Raw genomic sequence first — 18,096 nt, 5'->3', positions numbered from 1 at the left:
CGGATGTCGCCGACCGGTTTCCCCGCACAGGCAGTCCGTCGTCCGCCACCTTCTCAGCCGGGCTGTACATCGGCTCAAGAAGGACCTGGTGGCGGGCTGCGAGTTGCTGGGCTGCGCGGCCGCCCATGGGCGCGCCGTAGACGTCGGCCCGGTCGACACCGACGTAGTCAGGCATCGCGACCGCGTCCAGGACAAGGGACACCTATCACTCAATACGGCAGGCACTGTGCAGTCAGAGCGTTCAGCGCTGTGCTTCCCCTCTCCGTGCCGTCTGCGGAGCGATCGGGGAGCGAACCGGCGGTCCAGCCGTACAGAGTGCTGCCCGGCCCGGTCTGCCTGAAGTCGTCGTCCCGCCTCGTCACCCTTCGGGGAGTCAGGCGGCGACGAGGTCCTGTTCGCGGTCCGGCGTGCCGGCCTTGGGCTGCTTGTTCGGCAGTGCGAGCCGGAAGACCTTGTGCCACGCGGAGAACACCTGCTTGGGCAGCGGGCCGGTGACGTACTCCAGCTCGTACTTCTCGAACAGCGCGCGCACCTTCACCGCGACCTCGGCGTACCGGTTGCTCGGCAGGTCCGGGAAGAGGTGGTGCTCGATCTGGTGCGACAGGTTGCCGGTCATGAAGTGCATGGCCTTGCTGCCGCTGATGTTCGCCGAGCCCATCATCTGGCGCAGGTACCACTGGCCGCGCGTCTCGCCCTTGATCGACCGGCGCTCGAAGACCTGTACGCCCTCGGGGAAGTGCCCGCACATGATCACTGAGTGGGTCCAGAGGTTGCGGACCAGGTTCGCGGTGAACGTGGCGGCGAGTGTGGTGAGGAACGAGGGGCCGGACAGCAGGGGGTGGATCACGTAGTCCTTGAGCACCTGCTTGCGGATCTTGCGGCCTACCGCCTTGGCCCGCGCGCGGAACTCCGGGCTCTTGCGGCGGCGCTTGTGGAGGTTCTTGCCGAGCTCCAGGTCGTATGCCGCGATGCCGTACTCGAAGAAGCAGGCGTTGAGGAAGTTCCACAGTGGCTGGCCGAGATGGAAGGGGTGCCACTTCTGGTCCTCGTCGACGCGCATGATGCCGTAGCCGAGGTCGTTGTCCTTGCCGATCACGTTGGTGTACGTGTGGTGCAGCTCGTTGTGCGAGTGCTTCCACTGATCGGACGGCGAGACGTGATCCCACTCCCAGGTGGTGGAGTGGATCTTCGGGTCGCGCATCCAGTCCCACTGGCCGTGCAGGACGTTGTGGCCGATCTCCATGTTGTCCATGATCTTCGCCACGGACAGCCCGGCGGTGCCGATCAGCCACGCGGGCGGGAAGATCGAGAACAGCAGCACACCCCTGCTGACCAGTTCGAGCTTGCGCTGCGCCGAGATGACCTTACGGATGTAGGCGGCGTCCTTCTCGCCGCGGTCGGCGATCACCTCGTCGCGGATGGCGTCCAGCTCGCGTCCCAGTTCCTCGATCTGCTCCGCGGTCAGGTGGGCGGTGGGGTCGATGGCGGTCAAGGTGTTCCTACCGTTCGATGTCGCAGGGGCCCGCCGCGGCGGACACACAGGTCTGGATGAGGACGCCCGGCTCGGCCTCGGTGATCTCGCCGGTACGCAGGTCGCGGACGGCGCCGGCCTTGAGCGGCGTGACGCAGCCGAAGCAGATGCCCATACGGCACCCGGAGGGCATGAGCACACCGGCCTCCTCGCCGATGTCGAGCAACGGCGTGGCGCCGTCCGCGTCGATGGTCCTGCCGGTGGCGCTGAACGTGACCTCGCCGCCCTCGCCGGCGACGATGATGCCCGCGCGGAACCGTTCGGTGTGCAGGCGTTCCTGGACGCCCTGCTCGGTCCAGTGCTCTTCGGCGGCGTCGAGCAGACCCGCGGGCCCGCAGGCCCAGGTCTCACGCTCGGCCCAGTCGGGCACGAGTTCCTGGAGACGGGCCATGTCGAGCTTGCCGTTCGTGTCGGTGTGCACCTCGGTGAGCCGAAGCTTCCTGTCCGCGACCAGGCTGTGCAGTTCCTCGCGGAAGATCACGTCCTGAGGCTGTGGCGCGCAGTGGACCATGACGACGTCGTCGAGTCCGGTGTCGCGCAGCATGCCCATCACGGGCGTGATGCCGCTGCCGGCCGTCAGGTAGAGCACCTTGGCGGGCTTGGCCTGCGGCAGGACGAAGTCACCGGTCGGCTGGTCGAGCTGGATCAGCGTGCCCGGTTTCGCCCTGCGGACCAGGTGGTTGCTGACCTTTCCGTCCGGGATCGCCTTCACGGTGATCGTGATACGGCCGTCCCGGCGGTTCGTCGGCGAGGTGATGGAGTAGGCACGCCACAGGCGCACTCCGTCGACGTCGACCCCGATCCTCACGTACTGGCCGGCTGTGTGGCCGCGCCAGGCCCGCCCCGGCCTGATCACGACCGTCGCGGCGTCACTCGTCTCGGGGTGCACGGCCTCGATGCGCCCCCGGAGGTCAGCGCCCGTACGGAGCGGGCTGACCAGGTCGAGGTAGTCCGACGGCAGCAGCGGCGTCGTGACCATCTCCAGCAGTTTCCACGCCCTGCCGCGGAGGGCTGTACTCGTCATGAGTCCAGCTTGCTGCGCCTCCAGGCGTAAAGTCCTAACCATAGGACGTAAATCTGGTCGACCGAATTGTTCGCAGGGAACAAAAAGATGAGCTATGCAATCCGGAGGGCCAGCGAGCTGACCCTGGACGAGGCGACGGTCACCGCCCTTCGGGCCGCACTGAAGACCACCGCCGACGAAGTCGTCCAGGCGATCATGGACGAGGTCCCCTCATACGCCCATGCCTTGTCGGGCCGCATGGGCGCCACCATCCGCAGAGCCGTCCGCACCGCCCTGGGGCACTACCTGGACCTTGCGAGCGGGAACGCCACCGGCGGCGACGCCGGGGACGCCGCCTACGAGCTGGGCCGTGGCGAGGTGCGCGACGGCCGTTCGATGGACGCCCTGCTCAGCGCCTACCGCGTCGGCGCCCGGGTCGCCTGGCGATGTCTGGCAGCGGGTGCCGTACCCGCGGGTCTGCCCGCCGCCGAGGTCGCGAAGTTCGCCGAGCTGACCTTCGCCTACATCGACGAGCTCTCCGCCGCGAGCGCCGCGGGCCACGCCGACGAACTGGCCGCCCGGGGCAGAGCCCACGAGCGCCACCTGGAACACCTGGCCCGCGACCTCCTCGCCGGCGCGAGCCCGGACGCGCTGCTGGCCTCCGGCCAACGGGCCAGGTGGCAGCCTCCGGTTTCGCTGACCGCCGTCCTGCTGCCCGCCGCACAGGCCCGGCCTGCCTACCGGACACTCGACCCGAGCACCCTCGTCCTCGACGACCTGCCGGATGCCACCGGTGTGCTCCTCGTCCCCGATGCCGACCGGTCACGTCTCCTACGGCAGCTGACCGACCGCGCCGCCGTGGTCGGCCCGGCCCGGCCATGGACCCACGCGTCCGCCTCGTACGCACGAGCCCTACGCGCGCGCTCCCTTTCCTCCGACATTCGCGACACCGAGGACCACCTGCCCGACCTGGTGCTCAGCGCTGACGTGGACGCGTTCGCGGACCTGCGCGCCCGAGCCCTCGCACCGTTGCGGACCTTGCCTGCCGCAACCGCACGACGGCTGGAGGAGACGTTGCGAGCGTGGCTGCTGCACCAGGGCAGGCGGGACGAGGTCGCGGCGGCGTTGTTCGTCCATCCCCAGACGGTCCGATACCGGATGTCGCAGCTGCGGGAGCTGTTTCCCGATCTCGCATCACCACACCGGGTCCTCGAACTGACGCTGGCGGTCGGTCGCCGGGTCGACTGACGCGTCACCCGTCCACCGCCTTGTCCGCGAGCGTCCGGAGATCCTTCCCCTTCCCGGTGCCAGGCCGCCATGACCCGGGAAACGGCGGCCTTCCGGTCATCGTGACAAGGGGCCGGGCCGCTCGCCCCGCCACCGCCGTCCCGCGGCGGCCCGCACCTCCCTCCCGGCAGCCGGTCGGACGACCGGCCAGGGTCCACCGGCCACACCGCGCGAGAGATGATGGGGTGGAGTACGAAGCGTGAGGTCAGGAGCTCCCATGCCAAAACTGGTTCACCGGCCTCGTGAGGACGCGGAGTTCGATTTCATCCTCGGGAGGAGCCAGGTTCCGGTTCTCGCATACTTCACCGGGGCATGGCCGAAGGCGATCGAGCCCTGCCGGGTGATGGATGTCGTCGTGGGCGACATCGCCGCCGCCTACACGGGCCGCCTGACGGTCGTCCGCACCGACATCACGCGTTGCCCGGCGGCAACCGAGCGATACGGGATCACCGGAGCCCCGTCCTGCCTCCTGCTGAAGGAGGGAGCGGCGGTGGCGCACGGCACGGGGCCCATGACCATCGACGAGGTACGAGAGTTCCTGGACGGTCACCTCTGAGCGGCCGCTGCGGCACCCGGACCGCCGGGCAGGGTCGCCTCGTCCAGCGCGGTATGCGGACCGGCACCGCCTGGACGACGCCGGTCTGCTCCACCTGTCCCGGGCCGTGCGCGATTCCGCCCATGTGCGGGCTGAAAGAGGGGTGAACTCACAGGTCCAAGCCCCGTGGACCGAGGTGAGCCGGGTTCCAAGATGTACGTCCTGTCGGACGCGAACGGAGTGCCCCTCCTCGTCGGCGTCTCCGCGGCCAACACCCACGACAGCCTCGCGCTGAAGCCGATGGTCGATGGTCGAGGGTCGAGGGTCACCGAACGAGACACGACCCCCACCTCGGCCGGTACTTCAAGCCCCCGCGCTTGGCGGCAAGCACATCGGCGTGCGCATCGCCCGCAAAGGAGTCGAAACCGGCGAACGGTTGGACCGCCGCAGACGGGTCATCGAGCGGACCATGTCCTGGCTGACCGGCTACCGCGGATCGAACCACCGCTGCGAACGCCGTTCCCGCAGCTACCTGGCCCTTCTCGGTCTCGCCACGGGCACGCCGCTGCGTCGGCCGCGACCGGAGCATCCGCGCCCCGACACATCGCGGCCGGCTGGGATGCGAAGGGCAGCCCCGCACGCCCGTGCGGGCTCCACCGACGCTCTCATCGTCCCACCGGCCGCACTGCAGAACGCTGCAAGGTTCTCGCAAGGCTCGCTCCAGCCTTCCGTCCCACCTGCCGGGAATCCCGTCGGCAGGAGAGGTCCATGACACTCGGAGAGAGATCAACAGGGGGACGCCATGTCGGCGTTGAGCACAATTGGATCAGATGAATCCGGATCGGGTACGACTGCGGCAGACAGGTTCTCGACGCACAGCGTCAAGGAAGACGGTTCTGAGGCACGGCAGTGGCTGACTCTGGTGGGACGCAAGAAGGTCTTGGCGGTGATCCACACCGTGACGTACGGAAAGCGGCTGCTCGAAATCCTTTCTCTGCTGGAGACCGACTTCCGGCTCCAGATCTTCTTCACGGCACCACCTCACGACTTCGGCGACGACGTACCCGCCTTTCTGGCCAGGCTGGGGAGCGTGGTGCTCCCGTGGGACCAAGTGCCCCGCATGGCCTTCGACCTCGCCCTCGCCGCCGGGCCGCGCGGCGTGCAGTTCATCGACGCCCCGTTGATCACGTTGCCGCACGGGGCCAACTACCTGAAGAGGGTGACCGGCGGCGCGGACGCGGGCGTGGCGGGGCTCCGCAGGCAGGACCTCCTGCCCGGCGGCCGGATGCCCACTGCCATCGGTGTGGCGCACCAGGCCGATCTGCGCGATCTGGCGCGCGCCTGTCCCGAGGCGCTCCACCTGGCGCAGGTCGTCGGCGACCCCGTGCACGACCGGATCACCGCCAGTCTGCCGCTGCGCGCGGCATACCGTAGGGCCCTCGGGCTCACCGAAGGACAGAAGCTGGTGGTGGCGGTCTCGACCTGGGGCGCCCACTCCTCGTTCGGACGGTTCGACGTCCTCCTGCCGCGGCTGACAGGGGAGTTGCCGAGGCCGCACTACCGAACGGCGTTGCTCGTTCACCCCAATGTGTGGGCCGGGCACGGCGCCTATCAGGTCAGGTCATGGCTGGCCCGGTGCGAGCGGCAGGGGATGGGCGTAGTGCCGCCCGAAGCGGACTGGCGGAGCGTCCTGATCGCGGCGGACTGGATCATCGGCGATCACGGCTCGGTCACCCTCTACGGGACGCTCACCGGGGCACCGTTGCTGCTGGCGACCTCGCCCGCGCAGGAGATCAACCCGTCGTCCCCGGCCGCGGACCTCGCTGCCCGCGCGCCGGCGCTCTCCCCCACCCATCCGCTGGTGGACCAGCTCGACTACGTCGCACGGGTGTACCGGCACGAGGAGTACGCCGGGATCCGGTCGCGCATCACCTCGGAACCCGGGCGGTTCAACCGGAACATGCGCACGCTGATGTACCGGGTCCTCGGGGTGGGAGAGCCCGCGCACGAACCGCTCCCCCTCGCACTGCCGGCCCCGCTCCCCCTGGCACCGTGGGCTTCGGAGCGTGGGGAGGCGTCAGCGTGAAGCGCCTCGTCGTGGTTGAGGCGGGCACCTTCCCGGAGGTGCTGCACGCCCGGTGCCTCACCTCCTCGCTCAGCGTGCGGCTGTATCCGTCGAACAGCGCCCCCGGCTCGTCGGTCATCGACGAGCATCTCGTGGTGGACGTCGACACCTGCCGAAGCGGTCCCCTGCTGGACTGCGCCGATGTCCTTCAGGGGAGCCGCGTCCACTCGCCCTTGAGCGCACTGGACCGCTTGGCCGGCATCGTTTCGTCCCACTCGGCCTTCGGCCTCGCGGCGGTGCCCCTCGCCGATGCCGGAGACGTGCAAGGCTGGATCATGACCGACGGGACCGGACGGTCCCCGGTCCTGGTGCCGTACGAGACCCGTCAGCCTTCTCAGGTGTCCGTCGCACAGTCGTTGCTGCCGTCGTGCGTACATGCCTGGCTGGTGGCGGGCGGTTCGTTGGGGGACTGGCCGTACGCCTGCGGCGCGCCGTCCGGGTGAGTCGTCGCCGTCCCCGCCGGGGAACCGGACCGGGTCGCCCGCGGCGGCTCGGTCTCCCTCCCGCTGAGCCGCAGCGCGTCGGCGGTACTCGTGGTCCTGAAGAGTGCGATGGCCCGTACGAAGAAGTCCTCCGCAGCCTCTCTCCGGCCGTGGTCCGCCGCGCTCTCCCCCAGCATCTCCAGCGTGCGCGCCTGCCAGAAGGCCGCTCCCGAGGCCGTGAACACGGCCAAGGCGTCGTTCATCCTCGCCACCCCCTTCTCATAGGCCCCCGCCCGGGCCTCGGCGTACCCCAGGAACACCAGAGCTCGCGCGGCATCGTGAGGATCGTTCACGGCTACCAAAGCGGCATGGGCCCGGGCGAAGCACTCGATCGCCTCGTTCATGGCGTCCGCCGCGAGCGCGATCTCGCCGAGAGTGGTGCGGGCCAGGGCCGCGCCTCTCGGGTATCCGCAGTCCTCCCACAGGGAGACCGCCCGATTCAGGTGGGCCACGGCGTCGGCGCGAGGCCCCGCCTCGCGGAAGCACGCTCCGAGGCCCAGCAGGGCCTGCCCCTCGTCTCTGCGGTCCCCGGCCTCGCGTGCGGCTCGGAGGGATTCCCGGTACCAGGCGATGGCCTCCTCGGTGCGGCCGGCGGCCCCCAGGCCGATGGCCCCGGAGTTGAGCATCTGACGCTCGGCCGGTCCATTGCCCGCCTGCCGCGCGGCCTCCAGACCCGTCTCGTGGGCTTCGATCCACTCGGTGTAGTGGCGCAGTCGCAGGAAGAGCGGCCACAACGCGTCGACGAGCATCCAACTGGTGTCGTACCAACCGCTGTCCGACGCGAGCCTGACCGCATCCAGCAGTTGGGTCCTGTGCGCGTCGAGCCAGCGGAGCGCCCCGGGGCCGTCGGTGAAGGGCAGCGGAAGATCCGGCCGGTAGGCGTAGGTTCTGGGGAGCGTGAACTGCACCGGTGTAAGACGCTCCTGCGCCTTCGTCGCGGTGTACAGGCACCAGTCGCAGAGCCGCCGCAGCGCCTCTTCGCGAGCGGCACGCGGATCGTCCTCCACGGCACGCTCATGCGCGTGGATCCGTAAGAGATCATGGAAACGGTATGCCTCCGGACCGACATCCTCCACGAGATTGGCCTCGACCAGATCGTCCAGTCGGCGTTCCGCCCAGGACACCGACTCACCGCAGGAGGCCGCGGCGATCATCGCGTCGAAGGTGCGCATCGGGAGCAGACCGAGCGTCCTGTACAGGCGGGCGGTCTCCCCGTCGAGGACGGCGTACGAAGCGTCCAGAGCCTTACGTACCGAAATCTCCCCCTCCACTTCGAGTCCGGCGAGCCGGCTTCCGTCCGCATTCCGTGTGAGCGCGTCGGCAAGGGTCCTGACGGACTGCCGCGGCCGTGTCGCGAGACGGGCGGACGCCAGGCACACCGCGAGAGGGAGTCCCGCGCAGAGTGCCACCAGGCGGTGGGCCGCCTGGGGTTCCTCTCTGACGCGATCCGCGCCGATCCCCCGGCTGAGCAATTCGACACCGGCATCCGCACCGAGCGTGTCGAGCTGGTGAAAGCCCGCCCCCTGAAGACGCAGGCCGGTCAGCCTGTGGCGGCTGGTGACGACCACCAGGCTGCCCGGACCACTGAGCAGCAATGGCCTGACCTGGGCTGCCGTGAACGAGTTGTCCAACATGACGGCAATCCGCCGGTCAGCGGTGAGCGACCGCCACAGAGCCCCCAGTTCGTCGGGGTCCGCGGGCGGCGCACCGGCCCCGAGCGCACGGAGAAACTGCCCAAGGGTCGTCGCGGGTCGGACCAGCTCATCCGCCGAGTGCCCTCGCAGATCGGCGTACAGCTGTCCGTCGGGGAATTCCGTGGTCAGCGAATGCAGCCATTTGGACACCAGGGTCGTCTTGCCGACCCCGGCCGGTCCGCTGACAATGATCAGCGAAAGCCCCTCGGCACGGAGATCGTTCAGCGAGGCGAGATCATCCACCCTGTCGGTGAAGTTCGCCGGAACCGGCAGGAGTTGGTGCGGCGGAGCGAGCCGGAAGGCCTCCGTCGGCGCCGGGTGAAGATGAATGCCGCCGTGCACCTCACGGGCCTGAATGGTGGGACCGTACAGTCTCGCCTCGCCATTGATCTCATTCCCGTGCACCTCATGACGAGCCGCATCCGCGTCACTCATCCATCCCCCCGGAGATCGTTTTCGCATTCCCGAACTCTCACGCGTTCTACCCCGGACCGATGAGGAATGACCCCCCGGAATGGAACGGATCGCGCCAAGTACGGCCCAGTGCGACAAGGCTGTATGGCGGAATTCCCTGTGCGCTGTCATGCTCGTGGACCATCCGACGAACCGGCGGGGGCGCTGGTGGAAATCCAGATTCTCGGACCGGTGGGGTTACGGCTGAACGGGCACTGGCTGACCCTTGGATCGGACAAGGAACGGGTGCTGCTGGCCGCGCTCGCCATGGACGCGGGCCGTCCGTTGGCGATCAGCGCGTTGATGGAGCGGCTCTGGGACGGTGACCCGCCCGCGCGAGCCCGGGAGAACGTACACACCTACGTATCGCGCATCCGCCGCCGGCTGCGGGTGACGGGGACGGGGCCGGACGCACCGGCCATCGTGGGTAGGGCGCACACCTACACCCTGCGGACCGAACGGGGCTCCGTGGACCGGCAGCGCTTCCAGCAGTTGGTCGATGCCGCGTTCGCCGGTGACAGCGACGCGAGAGCGGTCGACCTGCTGTCCCTGGCGGAGGGGCTGTGGCAGGGGGAGGCGCTGGCCGGCCTGCCGGGAATCTGGGCGGCGACCACGCGGCGCAGGCTTGAGGAATCAAGGTTGAGCGCGTGCGCGTCGCGTATCGCCGCCGGGCTGAGACTGGGGCGCTTCGCGGAACAGGTCAGCGAGCTCACCGCGTTGGCCGAGACATATCCCGGTGACGAGACCGTGCTCGGCCAACTGATGCTCGCCTACTACGGAAGCGGACGGTACACGGACGCCCTCCGGGTCCATCAGCGGGCGCGGCAGTCCCTGATGGAGGAGTACGGCGCCCTGCCCGGCGCCGAACTGAACACGATCCACCAAGGCGTACTGGCGCGCGCGCCGGTCAGTGATCTGGTGAACGGGGGCGGCGCGAGAAGGACCGCGGGCCGGCCGGGCGGCGGGGTCGCCGCTCCACCGCCCCGGGCGGAGCCCGAGCCCGCGGAGGCGGGGTCCGGTCGGCCACCGCTCCGCAACCTTCCGCGCCATCCGTCGCTCGTCGGACGCCGGACGGAGATACGAACCCTGACTTCGCTGACGGTGGGGCAGGGCGCGGGCAGCGGATCCGCCGCCGTGGAGACCGTCAGCGGCATGGCCGGGGTCGGCAAGACCGCTCTGGTCCTCGCCACGGCCGTCCTGCTCGCCGACAGATATCCCGATGGGCAGCTCTACATCGATCTGCAGGGCCACTCCCCCAGCCAGGACCCCCTCACCGCGAGGGCCGCCCTGGCGCGACTGCTGAGGCTGCTCGGCGCACCCGCCTCCTCCATCCCGGCGGACCTGGAAGGCCGTGCGGCCCTGTGGCGGACGATGCTGGCCGCGCGCCGTCTGGTGATCGTCCTGGACGACGCCTCGGGGCCCGAGCAGATCGGCCCGCTGCTGCCGAGTGGGTCCCCGTCCCTGACGATCATCGCCAGCCGTCGCCATCTGACCGGCATACCGCAAGCGCTGTCGGTCCCGCTCGATGCGCTGCCGGAGGAGGACGCCATCTCCCTCTTCCGTGGTTTCGCCGGGGAGGAACGCACCCGTGACATCGCGGAGACCGCGCGGATCGTCGAGCTGTGCGGGTATCTCCCCCTCGCGATCGAGCTGGTGGCGCATCGGTTCCGAGCACGCACCTCCTGGACGCTGGGCGTGCTGGCGGAGCGTCTCGCCCGAAGTCCCGGGCGGCTGAAGGAGATCCGTACCGCGGACCAGGAACAGGAAATGGCGCGGGCTTTCGCGCTCTCCTATCGGACTCTCACCGCACAGCAGCGGTTGGCGTTCCGCCGTCTCGGACTGCACCCGGGTCCCGATTTCGGCCCCGAAGCGGCGGCCGCCCTGCTGGGCCTGCCGTCTGACACGACGGAGCGACTGCTCGAAGCACTGCTCTCGTGCCACCTGCTCAGGGAACCCCTGCCGGACCGCTATCGCTATCACGACCTGCTTCGCGAATACGCCCATGGCCTGTCCGTCTCGGAGGACAGCGAAGAGGAACGCCGGCAGGCCCTCGCCCGCCTCACGGACTTCTACGTGACCATGGCGGAGTTGGCCGATCGAAGGGCATACCCCCGGCGCATCCGGGTGGGCTCCCCCACTCACGTCCGGGCCCCCTCCTCGCCTTCGCTCCCCGATGCCGCCGCCGGGCGGTCCTGGCTCGCCACGGAACGCGGCAACCTGCTGGCTCTCGAAGGCCACGCCCGGCGCGACGGCGCCTCCGGCACGGCCGCACTGCTCGCCTGTGCTCTGGCGGGCTTCCTCCAGTCGGAGTGCTACTGGCAGGACGCCAAGCGACTGCTGCGGCACGCCGTCACCCACTGGGACCGGATGGGGGACGACGCACCGGCTCTTTGCAGGGCCCTGATAGATCTGTGCGCGGCGGAGGCCAGCGTCGGGGACTACGCGCAAGCCTCGATGGCGGGCGAGCGGGCGCTGCGGCTCGCGCGTGAGACGGACGACATCCCCGCCGAGGCCGAGGCGCTACGCGTCCTGGGCACGTTGAACTGGCATCTCGGCGAGAATCGCGAAGCCCTCGTCCTCCTGCAAAAGTCTTTTGCCATCAAGTCGCTTTCTGGTGACATCTGGGACAAGGCGCGAAGCCGAAACAACATAGCGGTCACCCTGCTCTTCCTCGGCGAGCTGGATCAGGCGCTCCAAAATTTCCGGAAAGCCCTCGGAGGATTCCAGGAAGCGGGCGACAGAACCGCTTCCGCTCAAACGCTGAACAATATAGGGGAATTGGAGATGAAGGCGGGAAGAATAGATTCCGCCCGCCAGTCCTTCCACAAAGCCCTGTCGCACATGGACATCGACGGGAGCCGACACGACCGCGCGACCGTCCGCAGAAATCTGGCCGAGGTGGTCATGGAATCGGATGAGTCCGCGGCGGCCCTCACCATGTTCGAAGAAACACTTTCGGAATTCCGGTCACTCGGCGACCGGAAAAGCCAGGCCGAGACCCTGATCGGCATCGGTGAGGCATGCTGGCGGCTGGGCAGGGCGGAGGAAGCCGGCAGACACCTCTCCGAGGCCCTGGCCATCGCCGAGGACATAGGGGCAGCCCACTACGAGATGCAGGCCCTGCGGCGCCTCGGGCGGCTGGACTTCGCCGGCGGCCGCCTGCGCATCGCCACGGAACGGCTGCGAGCGGCGGCAGCGGTCGCCGCCCGCACGCACGACGCGGGCGAGGAGGCCGCCGCGCTGGCCCTGCTGGCGGAAGTGCGGCTCGCTACGGGCGATCACATTGGCGCGTGCATGACATTACGCCAGGCGTTCGTACTGACGAGGCACCGGGACCTTGTCAACGCGCATAGAATCAGCCGCCGCCTGATCGAAATCGAACGATCATTTGATAAAACACCGGACGTGCATCCGCAAGCCTGTGCCGCACAGCGCCGGCGTACCGAGTAATATCGAACTGGCATATGCAATTATGCATTCTGTTCGACAGTTGGTAGCCTTCCCGCCCCATGGATCAAGAAGATCCACTAGGAAGGGAAAACGCACGTGCGCAACAACCTGGCGGTCCTCGTATGCCTGACCGCCTTGGTGACGGGGCCGATGACGGGCGTCGCGGTGGCGCATCCGAACATCGTCCGGCCGAACGGCTGCATCATGATATAGAGCGAGCCGTCCGCTCAGGGCGGCGAGCAGCTGTCAGCACATGCCCTCGGCGACCACCATCCACCGTTGCCGTCGAGGGCGTCGCCCGCACCGGTCAGGGAGGCGTGTCGCCGCGTTCCGATGTCTCCTCCAGCAGCTCCCGCAGGTCCTTGAGCCGGTCCAGGCCCTTCACCGCGCGGGCCGTGCGGTGGTTGGCGGCGAGGCGGGTGCGGTGGCGGTGGAGGAAGGACCAGTAGCCGGCGGTGTACGGGCAGGCCTGGTCGCCGGTGCGGTCGGTGGGGCGGTAGGCGCACGGGGCGCAGAAGTCGCTCATCTTGTTGATGTAGGCGCCGCCCGAGGTGTACGGCTTGGTCGTCATCCGGCCTCCGTCCGCGTACTGGGACATGCCGACCACGTTCGGCAGCATCACCCAGTCGTAGCCGTCGACGAAGCAGCGGTGGAACCAGTCGGTGACGGCCGCCGGGTCCCAGCCGTCCTGGAGCGCGCGGCTGCCGAGCACCATCAGGCGCGGGATGTGGTGGGTCCAGCCGGTGTCCCGTACCTGGGCCAGGACCGTGGAGAGGCAGTTGGCGGTGACCGCGTCGGCGTCCAGGTCCAGGAACCAGTCCGGCAGCACGGTGGTGTGGCGCAGCGCGTTGCGGTGGCGGTACTCCTCGCCGAAGTGCCAGTACAGGTGCCAGACGTACTCGCGCCAGCCCGCGATCTGCCGTACGAAGCCCTCGACGCTGTTGAGCGGCGCTTCGCCCTCCCGGTACGCCTGTTCCGCCGGCTCCACGCACTCCGCCGGGTCCAGGAGGCCGAGGTTCAGGGGTACGGAGAGGAGGCTGTGGCTCAGCACCGGGTCGGCGGCCAGCATCGCGTCCTCGTGGCGGCCGAATCCGGCCAAGCGGTGGGCGACGAAGTGGCGGAGCGCGGCACGGGCCTCGCGCCGGGTGGCCGGGAAGCCGCGCGGGCCGTCCCGGCCGACGAAGGAGACCTCGCCGTCGCGCTCCCAGCGGTCCAGGTCGCGGCGGACCTCGTCGTCGATCTCGTCCTCGCTCGGCCGCCAGGGGCCCCGCACGTCGAGGGCCTGCCGGCCGCGCGGCGGCGGTTCGCGGTTGTCGTGGTCCAGGTTCCACCGATTGCCGGCCGGGTTGTCGCCGTCCATCAGCAGGTCGTGCCGCTCGCGCACCCAGTGGTAGAAGCCCTCCAGCCGCAGGTTCCCGCCCCCGCTCCTGCCCTTGCCCTCGCCGTTTCCCGCCCACTCCGCGAAGTCGTCGTGGCTCACCAGGAAGCCTTTGGCGGGAAGCACCTCCACGGCCTCCAGGCCGTTGACGAACTCCAGCGCCCGGCGTGAGGTGGGGTGGCGGACGGTCAAGGGGGCCGGTGCCCGGCGTCCTCGTACCTTCTCCAGGCCCTCCGTGTACGTCTCGGCCCGGACGTAGGTGACCCGGTCGCCGAGCTCGGCCGCGCGGTGCCGCATCGCCGAGAGGACCAGGTGCGCCTTGGCGCGGTGGAAGCGGCGTCGGCGCAGCACCGAACGCGCCTCGATCATGATCACCGGAGCCTTGTCGTCCGGGCCTCCGTGGCGCGGGTCGAGGAAGTGCGGGCCCAGTTGGTCCCCGAACAGCCAGTGGGGGCGTGGTGCCATGGGGAGGACCGCCTCTCAGCTCCGGTGGTCGGCCCCGACGATGCTGGCAGCCTCCGCCCGTATGCGGAGGCCGACACTCCGTCGCGCCGTGCGCCGGCCTCCGTACGCCGACACTCCGTCGCCGGCCCGTCGCGTCCCTTCCTTCGGCCGCCGCCGTAGGGTCGAGCCCGTGAACCAGCCTCCCGGAGAGCCCGAGCAGCAGGCGCTCTTCGGCTGGGAGGAGGCGGTACCCGCCGAACCGCCCAACCGTGACCGCGGGTTCCGGGACAGTGCGCGGGCCCGGCGGATGCTCGACGTACGGGAGGTCTACGCGGAGCCCGCCGCGCTCGACTCGCCACGCGGCCGGCAGATCCTGGCGCGGCTGCCCGGCGTTCCCGTCACCGAGGTGCCCGGCCACTGGCGCATCCCCTCGCTGCACGGCAACGAGGGCAACATCGGCCGCTGGACCCGGATCAAGACCGAGACCCTCGTCCTCGGCGTCCGGCAGTCCCTCACCACCCGGCCCAACGGCAGGTCGGCCGACTGGATCGCGCCCGGCGCCTCCAACGGCTGCGCCATGGCGTGCGCGTACTGCTACGTCCCGCGCCGCAAGGGGTACGCCAACCCGATCACGCTCTTCACCAACATCGAGGCGATCACCGCCCATGTACGGCGTCATGTACGGGTACAGGGGCCCAAACCGGAGCCCAACCAGTGCGATCCGCACGCCTGGGTGTACGACATCGGCGAGAACGGCGACTGTTCGGTCGACGACCTGATCTGCGACAACACCGCCGACCTCATCGCCGCGTTCCGCGAACTTCTCACCGCCAAAGCCTCGTTCGCGACGAAGTTCGTCAACCCCGATCTGCTGGCGCTGGATCCGCGCGGCCGCACGCGCGTGCGGTTCTCGGTGATGCCGCCACAGGACGCCCGGCTGCTGGACCTCCGCACCAGCCCGGTCGCGGAACGCATCGCGGCCGCCGCCGACTTCCTGGACGCGGGGTACGAGGTCCACTTCAACCTCTCACCCGTGGTGCTGCGGCCCGGCTGGCAGCGGGACTGGGCCGGGCTGCTGGAGCACCTGGACGATGTCCTGCCCGGCCGGGTGAAGGCGCAGGCGGCCGCCGAGATCATCATGCTGACCCACAACCAGCAGCTCCACGAGGTCAACCTCGGCTGGCACCCGCGGGCCGAGGAGGTGCTGTGGCAGCCGGCCGCGCAGGAGGCGAAGCGCTCGGAGAACGGCGCCGTCAACGTGCGCTACGCCCGTGAGGTCAAGCGTGACGCCCTCGTGCGGCTGCGGGAGCTGATCGGCGAGCACGCGCCGTGGCTGCGCATCCGGTACGCGTTCTGAGCGCCGGACACCCTAGTGGCCGCCGGCCTCCGCGAGCGTGTGGGCGACGAGCGCGTTGGCGTGGCCGTGGCCCAGGGCGTGTTCGGTCTTGAGCCAGCTGACCAGCTCCATGTGCTTGGTCAGCGGCGAGGAGCGGATCAGCTCCTTCCACTCGGCGACCGGGCGGCCGTACTTCTTCTCGATGGCGGGGAAGTAGCTGGCAGGGCCCTTCACGGCGGCGCTCATGGGGTGTGTGTCCTGTCTGTTCGATTCGGATGATCGGTGCGTGTACGTCTGACGGGTATGACTGGCGGCGGCCGGAGAAGTCATCGGTCCCGCAGCACAGCAGTTTCCTGACAGCCCGGTCACCGACGTGCGGCCGTGGCCGGTACGGAGAGCAATCTCCTTACCGGCCACGGCCTTTGGTTCAGTCAGCCAGCCCGATGTCGCGTTGTCGCGTTGTCGCTTACGGGACGAGCCGGAGCAGCTTGTTCGGGGAGCCAGAACCGATGCCGGTCAGGACGTTGTTGGTCGCGCCGTTCACGAGGGCGGTGCCCACGGCGGCCGGGGAGGCGCCGGGGTGGTTGGTCAGGTGGACGGCGGCCGCGCCGGCGACGTGCGGCGCCGCGAAGGAGGTGCCGTTGCCGGTGTAGGTGGCGGTGTCCGAGGTGGCCCAGCCGGCCGTGATGTCGGAGCCGGGCGCGAAGAGGTCCACGCGGGGCCCGTAGTTGGAGTAGCTCGCCCGCGCGTCGGTCCGGGTCGTGGCGCCGACGGTGAGGGCGGTGTCAACCCGGGCGGGCGAGTAGTTGGACGCGGGGGCGTTGGAATTGCCCGCCGCGATCGCGTACGTCACTCCGGCCGCGATCGACCGGCGCACCGCGTCGTCCAGCGCGGTGCTCGCCCCGCCGCCGAGCGAGACGTTGGCGACCGAGGAGGCCGTACGGTTGCCGGTGATCCAGTCCACGCCCGCGATGACGCCGGCGGTGGTGCCGGAGCCGCTGTTGTCGAGGACGCGCACGGCGACGATCTTCGCCTTCTTGGCGACGCCGTAGGTGGTGCCGGCGGCGGTCGTGGCGACGTGCGTGCCGTGGCCGTTGCCGTCCTGGGCGGTGGCGTCGTTGTCGACGAAGTCCCAGCCGTACGAGGCCCGTCCGGCGATGTCCTGGTGGGTGATGCGGACACCGGTGTCCAGGACGAAGACGGTGGTGTCGCCGCCGCCGGAGTCCGGGTAGGTGAACGTGCGGTTGAGCGGCAGGTTCGGCTGGTCGATGCGGTCGAGGCCCCAGGGTGCGTTGGTCTGCGTGGCGGTCGAGTGGACCCGCCGGTCCTGCTCGACCGAGGCGACCGCCGGGTCGGCGGCGAGCCGCTCGGCCTGCGCGCCGCTGAGCCTGGCGGCGTAGCCGTTCAGCGCGGAGGTGTAGGTGCGCTCGATCTGCCCGCCGTAGCCCGCTATCAGCTTCCGGCCCTGCGTCGCGGCCGCGCCGAACCCGGCCTTCTCCTTCAGCGTGACGATGTAGCTCCCGGGGACCGCGTCGGCCGCGCCCGCGTGCAGGACTCTGCCCTCGGACGCCGGGGCGGGAGCCGCCTGCGCCGGTAAGGCCGCACCCGCCCCGACGGCGAGCGCCAGTGTGGTGGCCGCGGCGATCGCTCCGGCGGTCCTTCGCCCGGTGGTGCGCACTGCTGCCGTGAATGCCATGAAGAAATCTCCTCGAACGGTGGCGCGCCGGGGGTTCTCGCGCCGGGGATGCGGCGTACGGGGTTCCGTCCGCCGCGTCCGACGATGGCGGCGGGCGCTCGGGTGGGGCAAGGACGGTCGAGCAGATGTCATGACCGCGCCATACAGGTAGCCGGACGTCAACTCGCCCTACACACACGGCAACACGGCCGTTGCGTACGGTGCATGACCTCTGGTCGGCCGCCCTCGTTCGCCGGACAGCCGCCACCCGCCCGGCCCCTCTCGCTACGATCTTCAGCTCCCGAGCATTGGAGTGCCGCCATGAGTGAACGCCCCGTCCACACCGTGGAAGTGCCTCTGGGCGACGGCAGCGACGAGACCGTCCGGGTCCAGATCCGCGAGGTGGACGAGGCCCTCGTCCGCGTCGGGCGCGGCGGCCGTACGGTGGCGCGGGCCGAGCGGACGCTCGGGCAGATGCTGGACACCGTACGGCCCGTGGCGGAGAGCTTCGTGGGGCGGTTCTCCGGCATGGCCCAGGCACCGGACGAGATCACCCTGGAGTTCGGGGTGTCGCTGTCGGCCGAGGCGGACGTCGTCATCGCCAGCACCGCGACGGCGGCCAACTTCTCGGTGAGCCTGACCTGGAACAGGCGCGACACCCCGGCCGCCGACGCCGATACTGGGGCGGTGCAGGGCAGTTGAT

At 69.8% G+C, this 18,096-nt stretch carries 13 protein-coding genes and 1 pseudogene; 8 read left to right on the top strand and 6 right to left on the bottom strand.

Features of this window, described 5'->3' with window-relative positions:
• Positions 1 to 373 precede the first annotated feature (373 nt).
• Positions 374 to 1,492, bottom strand: coding sequence for a fatty acid desaturase family protein (locus ACIRR8_RS10745; RefSeq protein WP_404061796.1), 1,119 nt, complete (start codon positions 1,490 to 1,492; stop codon positions 374 to 376).
• A 7-nt stretch (positions 1,493 to 1,499) separates the two neighbouring features.
• The gene (locus tag ACIRR8_RS10740; RefSeq protein ID WP_404061793.1) at positions 1,500 to 2,555 is read right to left on the bottom strand and encodes a ferredoxin reductase; all 1,056 of its coding nucleotides are present in this window, start codon (positions 2,553 to 2,555) and stop codon (positions 1,500 to 1,502) included.
• 87 nt (positions 2,556 to 2,642) lie between these two features.
• Here ACIRR8_RS10740 and ACIRR8_RS10735 point away from each other — a divergent pair, with 87 nt between their 5' ends.
• The 5 genes and pseudogenes from ACIRR8_RS10735 (at position 2,643) to ACIRR8_RS10715 (ending at position 6,924) form a co-directional block, all read left to right on the top strand.
• The gene (locus ACIRR8_RS10735; RefSeq protein ID WP_404061790.1) at positions 2,643 to 3,782 is read left to right on the top strand and encodes a PucR family transcriptional regulator; all 1,140 of its coding nucleotides are present in this window, start codon (positions 2,643 to 2,645) and stop codon (positions 3,780 to 3,782) included.
• 256 nt (positions 3,783 to 4,038) lie between these two features.
• On the top strand, positions 4,039 to 4,377 hold the full coding sequence (locus ACIRR8_RS10730; RefSeq protein ID WP_404061787.1) for a thioredoxin family protein: 339 nt from the start codon (positions 4,039 to 4,041) through the stop codon (positions 4,375 to 4,377).
• Between the two features lie 25 nt (positions 4,378 to 4,402).
• Positions 4,403 to 4,909 (top strand): annotated as a pseudogene (locus ACIRR8_RS10725) (transposase); the annotation flags it as partial.
• A gap of 369 nt (positions 4,910 to 5,278) precedes the next feature.
• Positions 5,279 to 6,442, top strand: coding sequence for a hypothetical protein (locus tag ACIRR8_RS10720; RefSeq protein WP_404061784.1), 1,164 nt, complete (start codon positions 5,279 to 5,281; stop codon positions 6,440 to 6,442).
• Positions 6,439 to 6,924, top strand: coding sequence for a hypothetical protein (locus tag ACIRR8_RS10715; RefSeq protein WP_404061781.1), 486 nt, complete (start codon positions 6,439 to 6,441; stop codon positions 6,922 to 6,924). The genes ACIRR8_RS10720 and ACIRR8_RS10715 overlap by 4 nt, the downstream gene beginning before the upstream one ends.
• Here ACIRR8_RS10715 and ACIRR8_RS10710 read toward each other — a convergent pair.
• Entirely contained in the window at positions 6,816 to 9,092 is a 2,277-nt protein-coding gene (locus ACIRR8_RS10710; protein ID WP_404061778.1) for a tetratricopeptide repeat protein, read from the bottom strand. The genes ACIRR8_RS10715 and ACIRR8_RS10710 overlap by 109 nt on opposite strands.
• 186 nt (positions 9,093 to 9,278) lie before the next feature.
• On the opposite strand from ACIRR8_RS10710, the gene ACIRR8_RS10705 reads away from it, so the two are divergent.
• A complete protein-coding gene (locus ACIRR8_RS10705) occupies positions 9,279 to 12,560 on the top strand; it encodes an AfsR/SARP family transcriptional regulator (protein WP_404061775.1) in 3,282 nt (1,093 codons plus the stop codon).
• A 307-nt stretch (positions 12,561 to 12,867) separates the two neighbouring features.
• Here the strand turns inward: ACIRR8_RS10705 and ACIRR8_RS10700 are convergent, their stop codons facing one another.
• Positions 12,868 to 14,403 carry a cryptochrome/photolyase family protein gene (locus ACIRR8_RS10700; RefSeq protein WP_404061773.1) on the bottom strand — a complete coding sequence of 512 codons (1,536 nt, stop codon included), beginning with the start codon at positions 14,401 to 14,403 and terminating at the stop codon, positions 12,868 to 12,870.
• A gap of 169 nt (positions 14,404 to 14,572) precedes the next feature.
• Here ACIRR8_RS10700 and ACIRR8_RS10695 point away from each other — a divergent pair, with 169 nt between their 5' ends.
• A complete protein-coding gene (locus ACIRR8_RS10695; protein ID WP_404061770.1) occupies positions 14,573 to 15,739 on the top strand; it encodes a spore photoproduct lyase family protein in 1,167 nt (388 codons plus the stop codon).
• Between the two features lie 12 nt (positions 15,740 to 15,751).
• Here the strand turns inward: ACIRR8_RS10695 and ACIRR8_RS10690 are convergent, their stop codons facing one another.
• Positions 15,752 to 15,964 carry a DUF4287 domain-containing protein gene (locus ACIRR8_RS10690; RefSeq protein ID WP_404061767.1) on the bottom strand — a complete coding sequence of 71 codons (213 nt, stop codon included), beginning with the start codon at positions 15,962 to 15,964 and terminating at the stop codon, positions 15,752 to 15,754.
• 220 nt (positions 15,965 to 16,184) lie between these two features.
• Entirely contained in the window at positions 16,185 to 17,414 is a 1,230-nt protein-coding gene (locus ACIRR8_RS10685) for a S8 family peptidase (protein WP_404061764.1), read from the bottom strand.
• Between the two features lie 300 nt (positions 17,415 to 17,714).
• On the opposite strand from ACIRR8_RS10685, the gene ACIRR8_RS10680 reads away from it, so the two are divergent.
• Entirely contained in the window at positions 17,715 to 18,095 is a 381-nt protein-coding gene (locus ACIRR8_RS10680) for a CU044_2847 family protein (RefSeq protein ID WP_176145749.1), read from the top strand.
• Position 18,096: the final 1 nt, after the last annotated feature.

The organism is Streptomyces sp. NPDC101178 (genome assembly GCF_044767965.1).
Classification (GTDB): domain Bacteria; phylum Actinomycetota; class Actinomycetes; order Streptomycetales; family Streptomycetaceae; genus Streptomyces.
The sequence above is the reverse complement of the archived record's forward strand: the minus strand, read 5'-3'. Positions and strand labels throughout refer to the sequence as shown.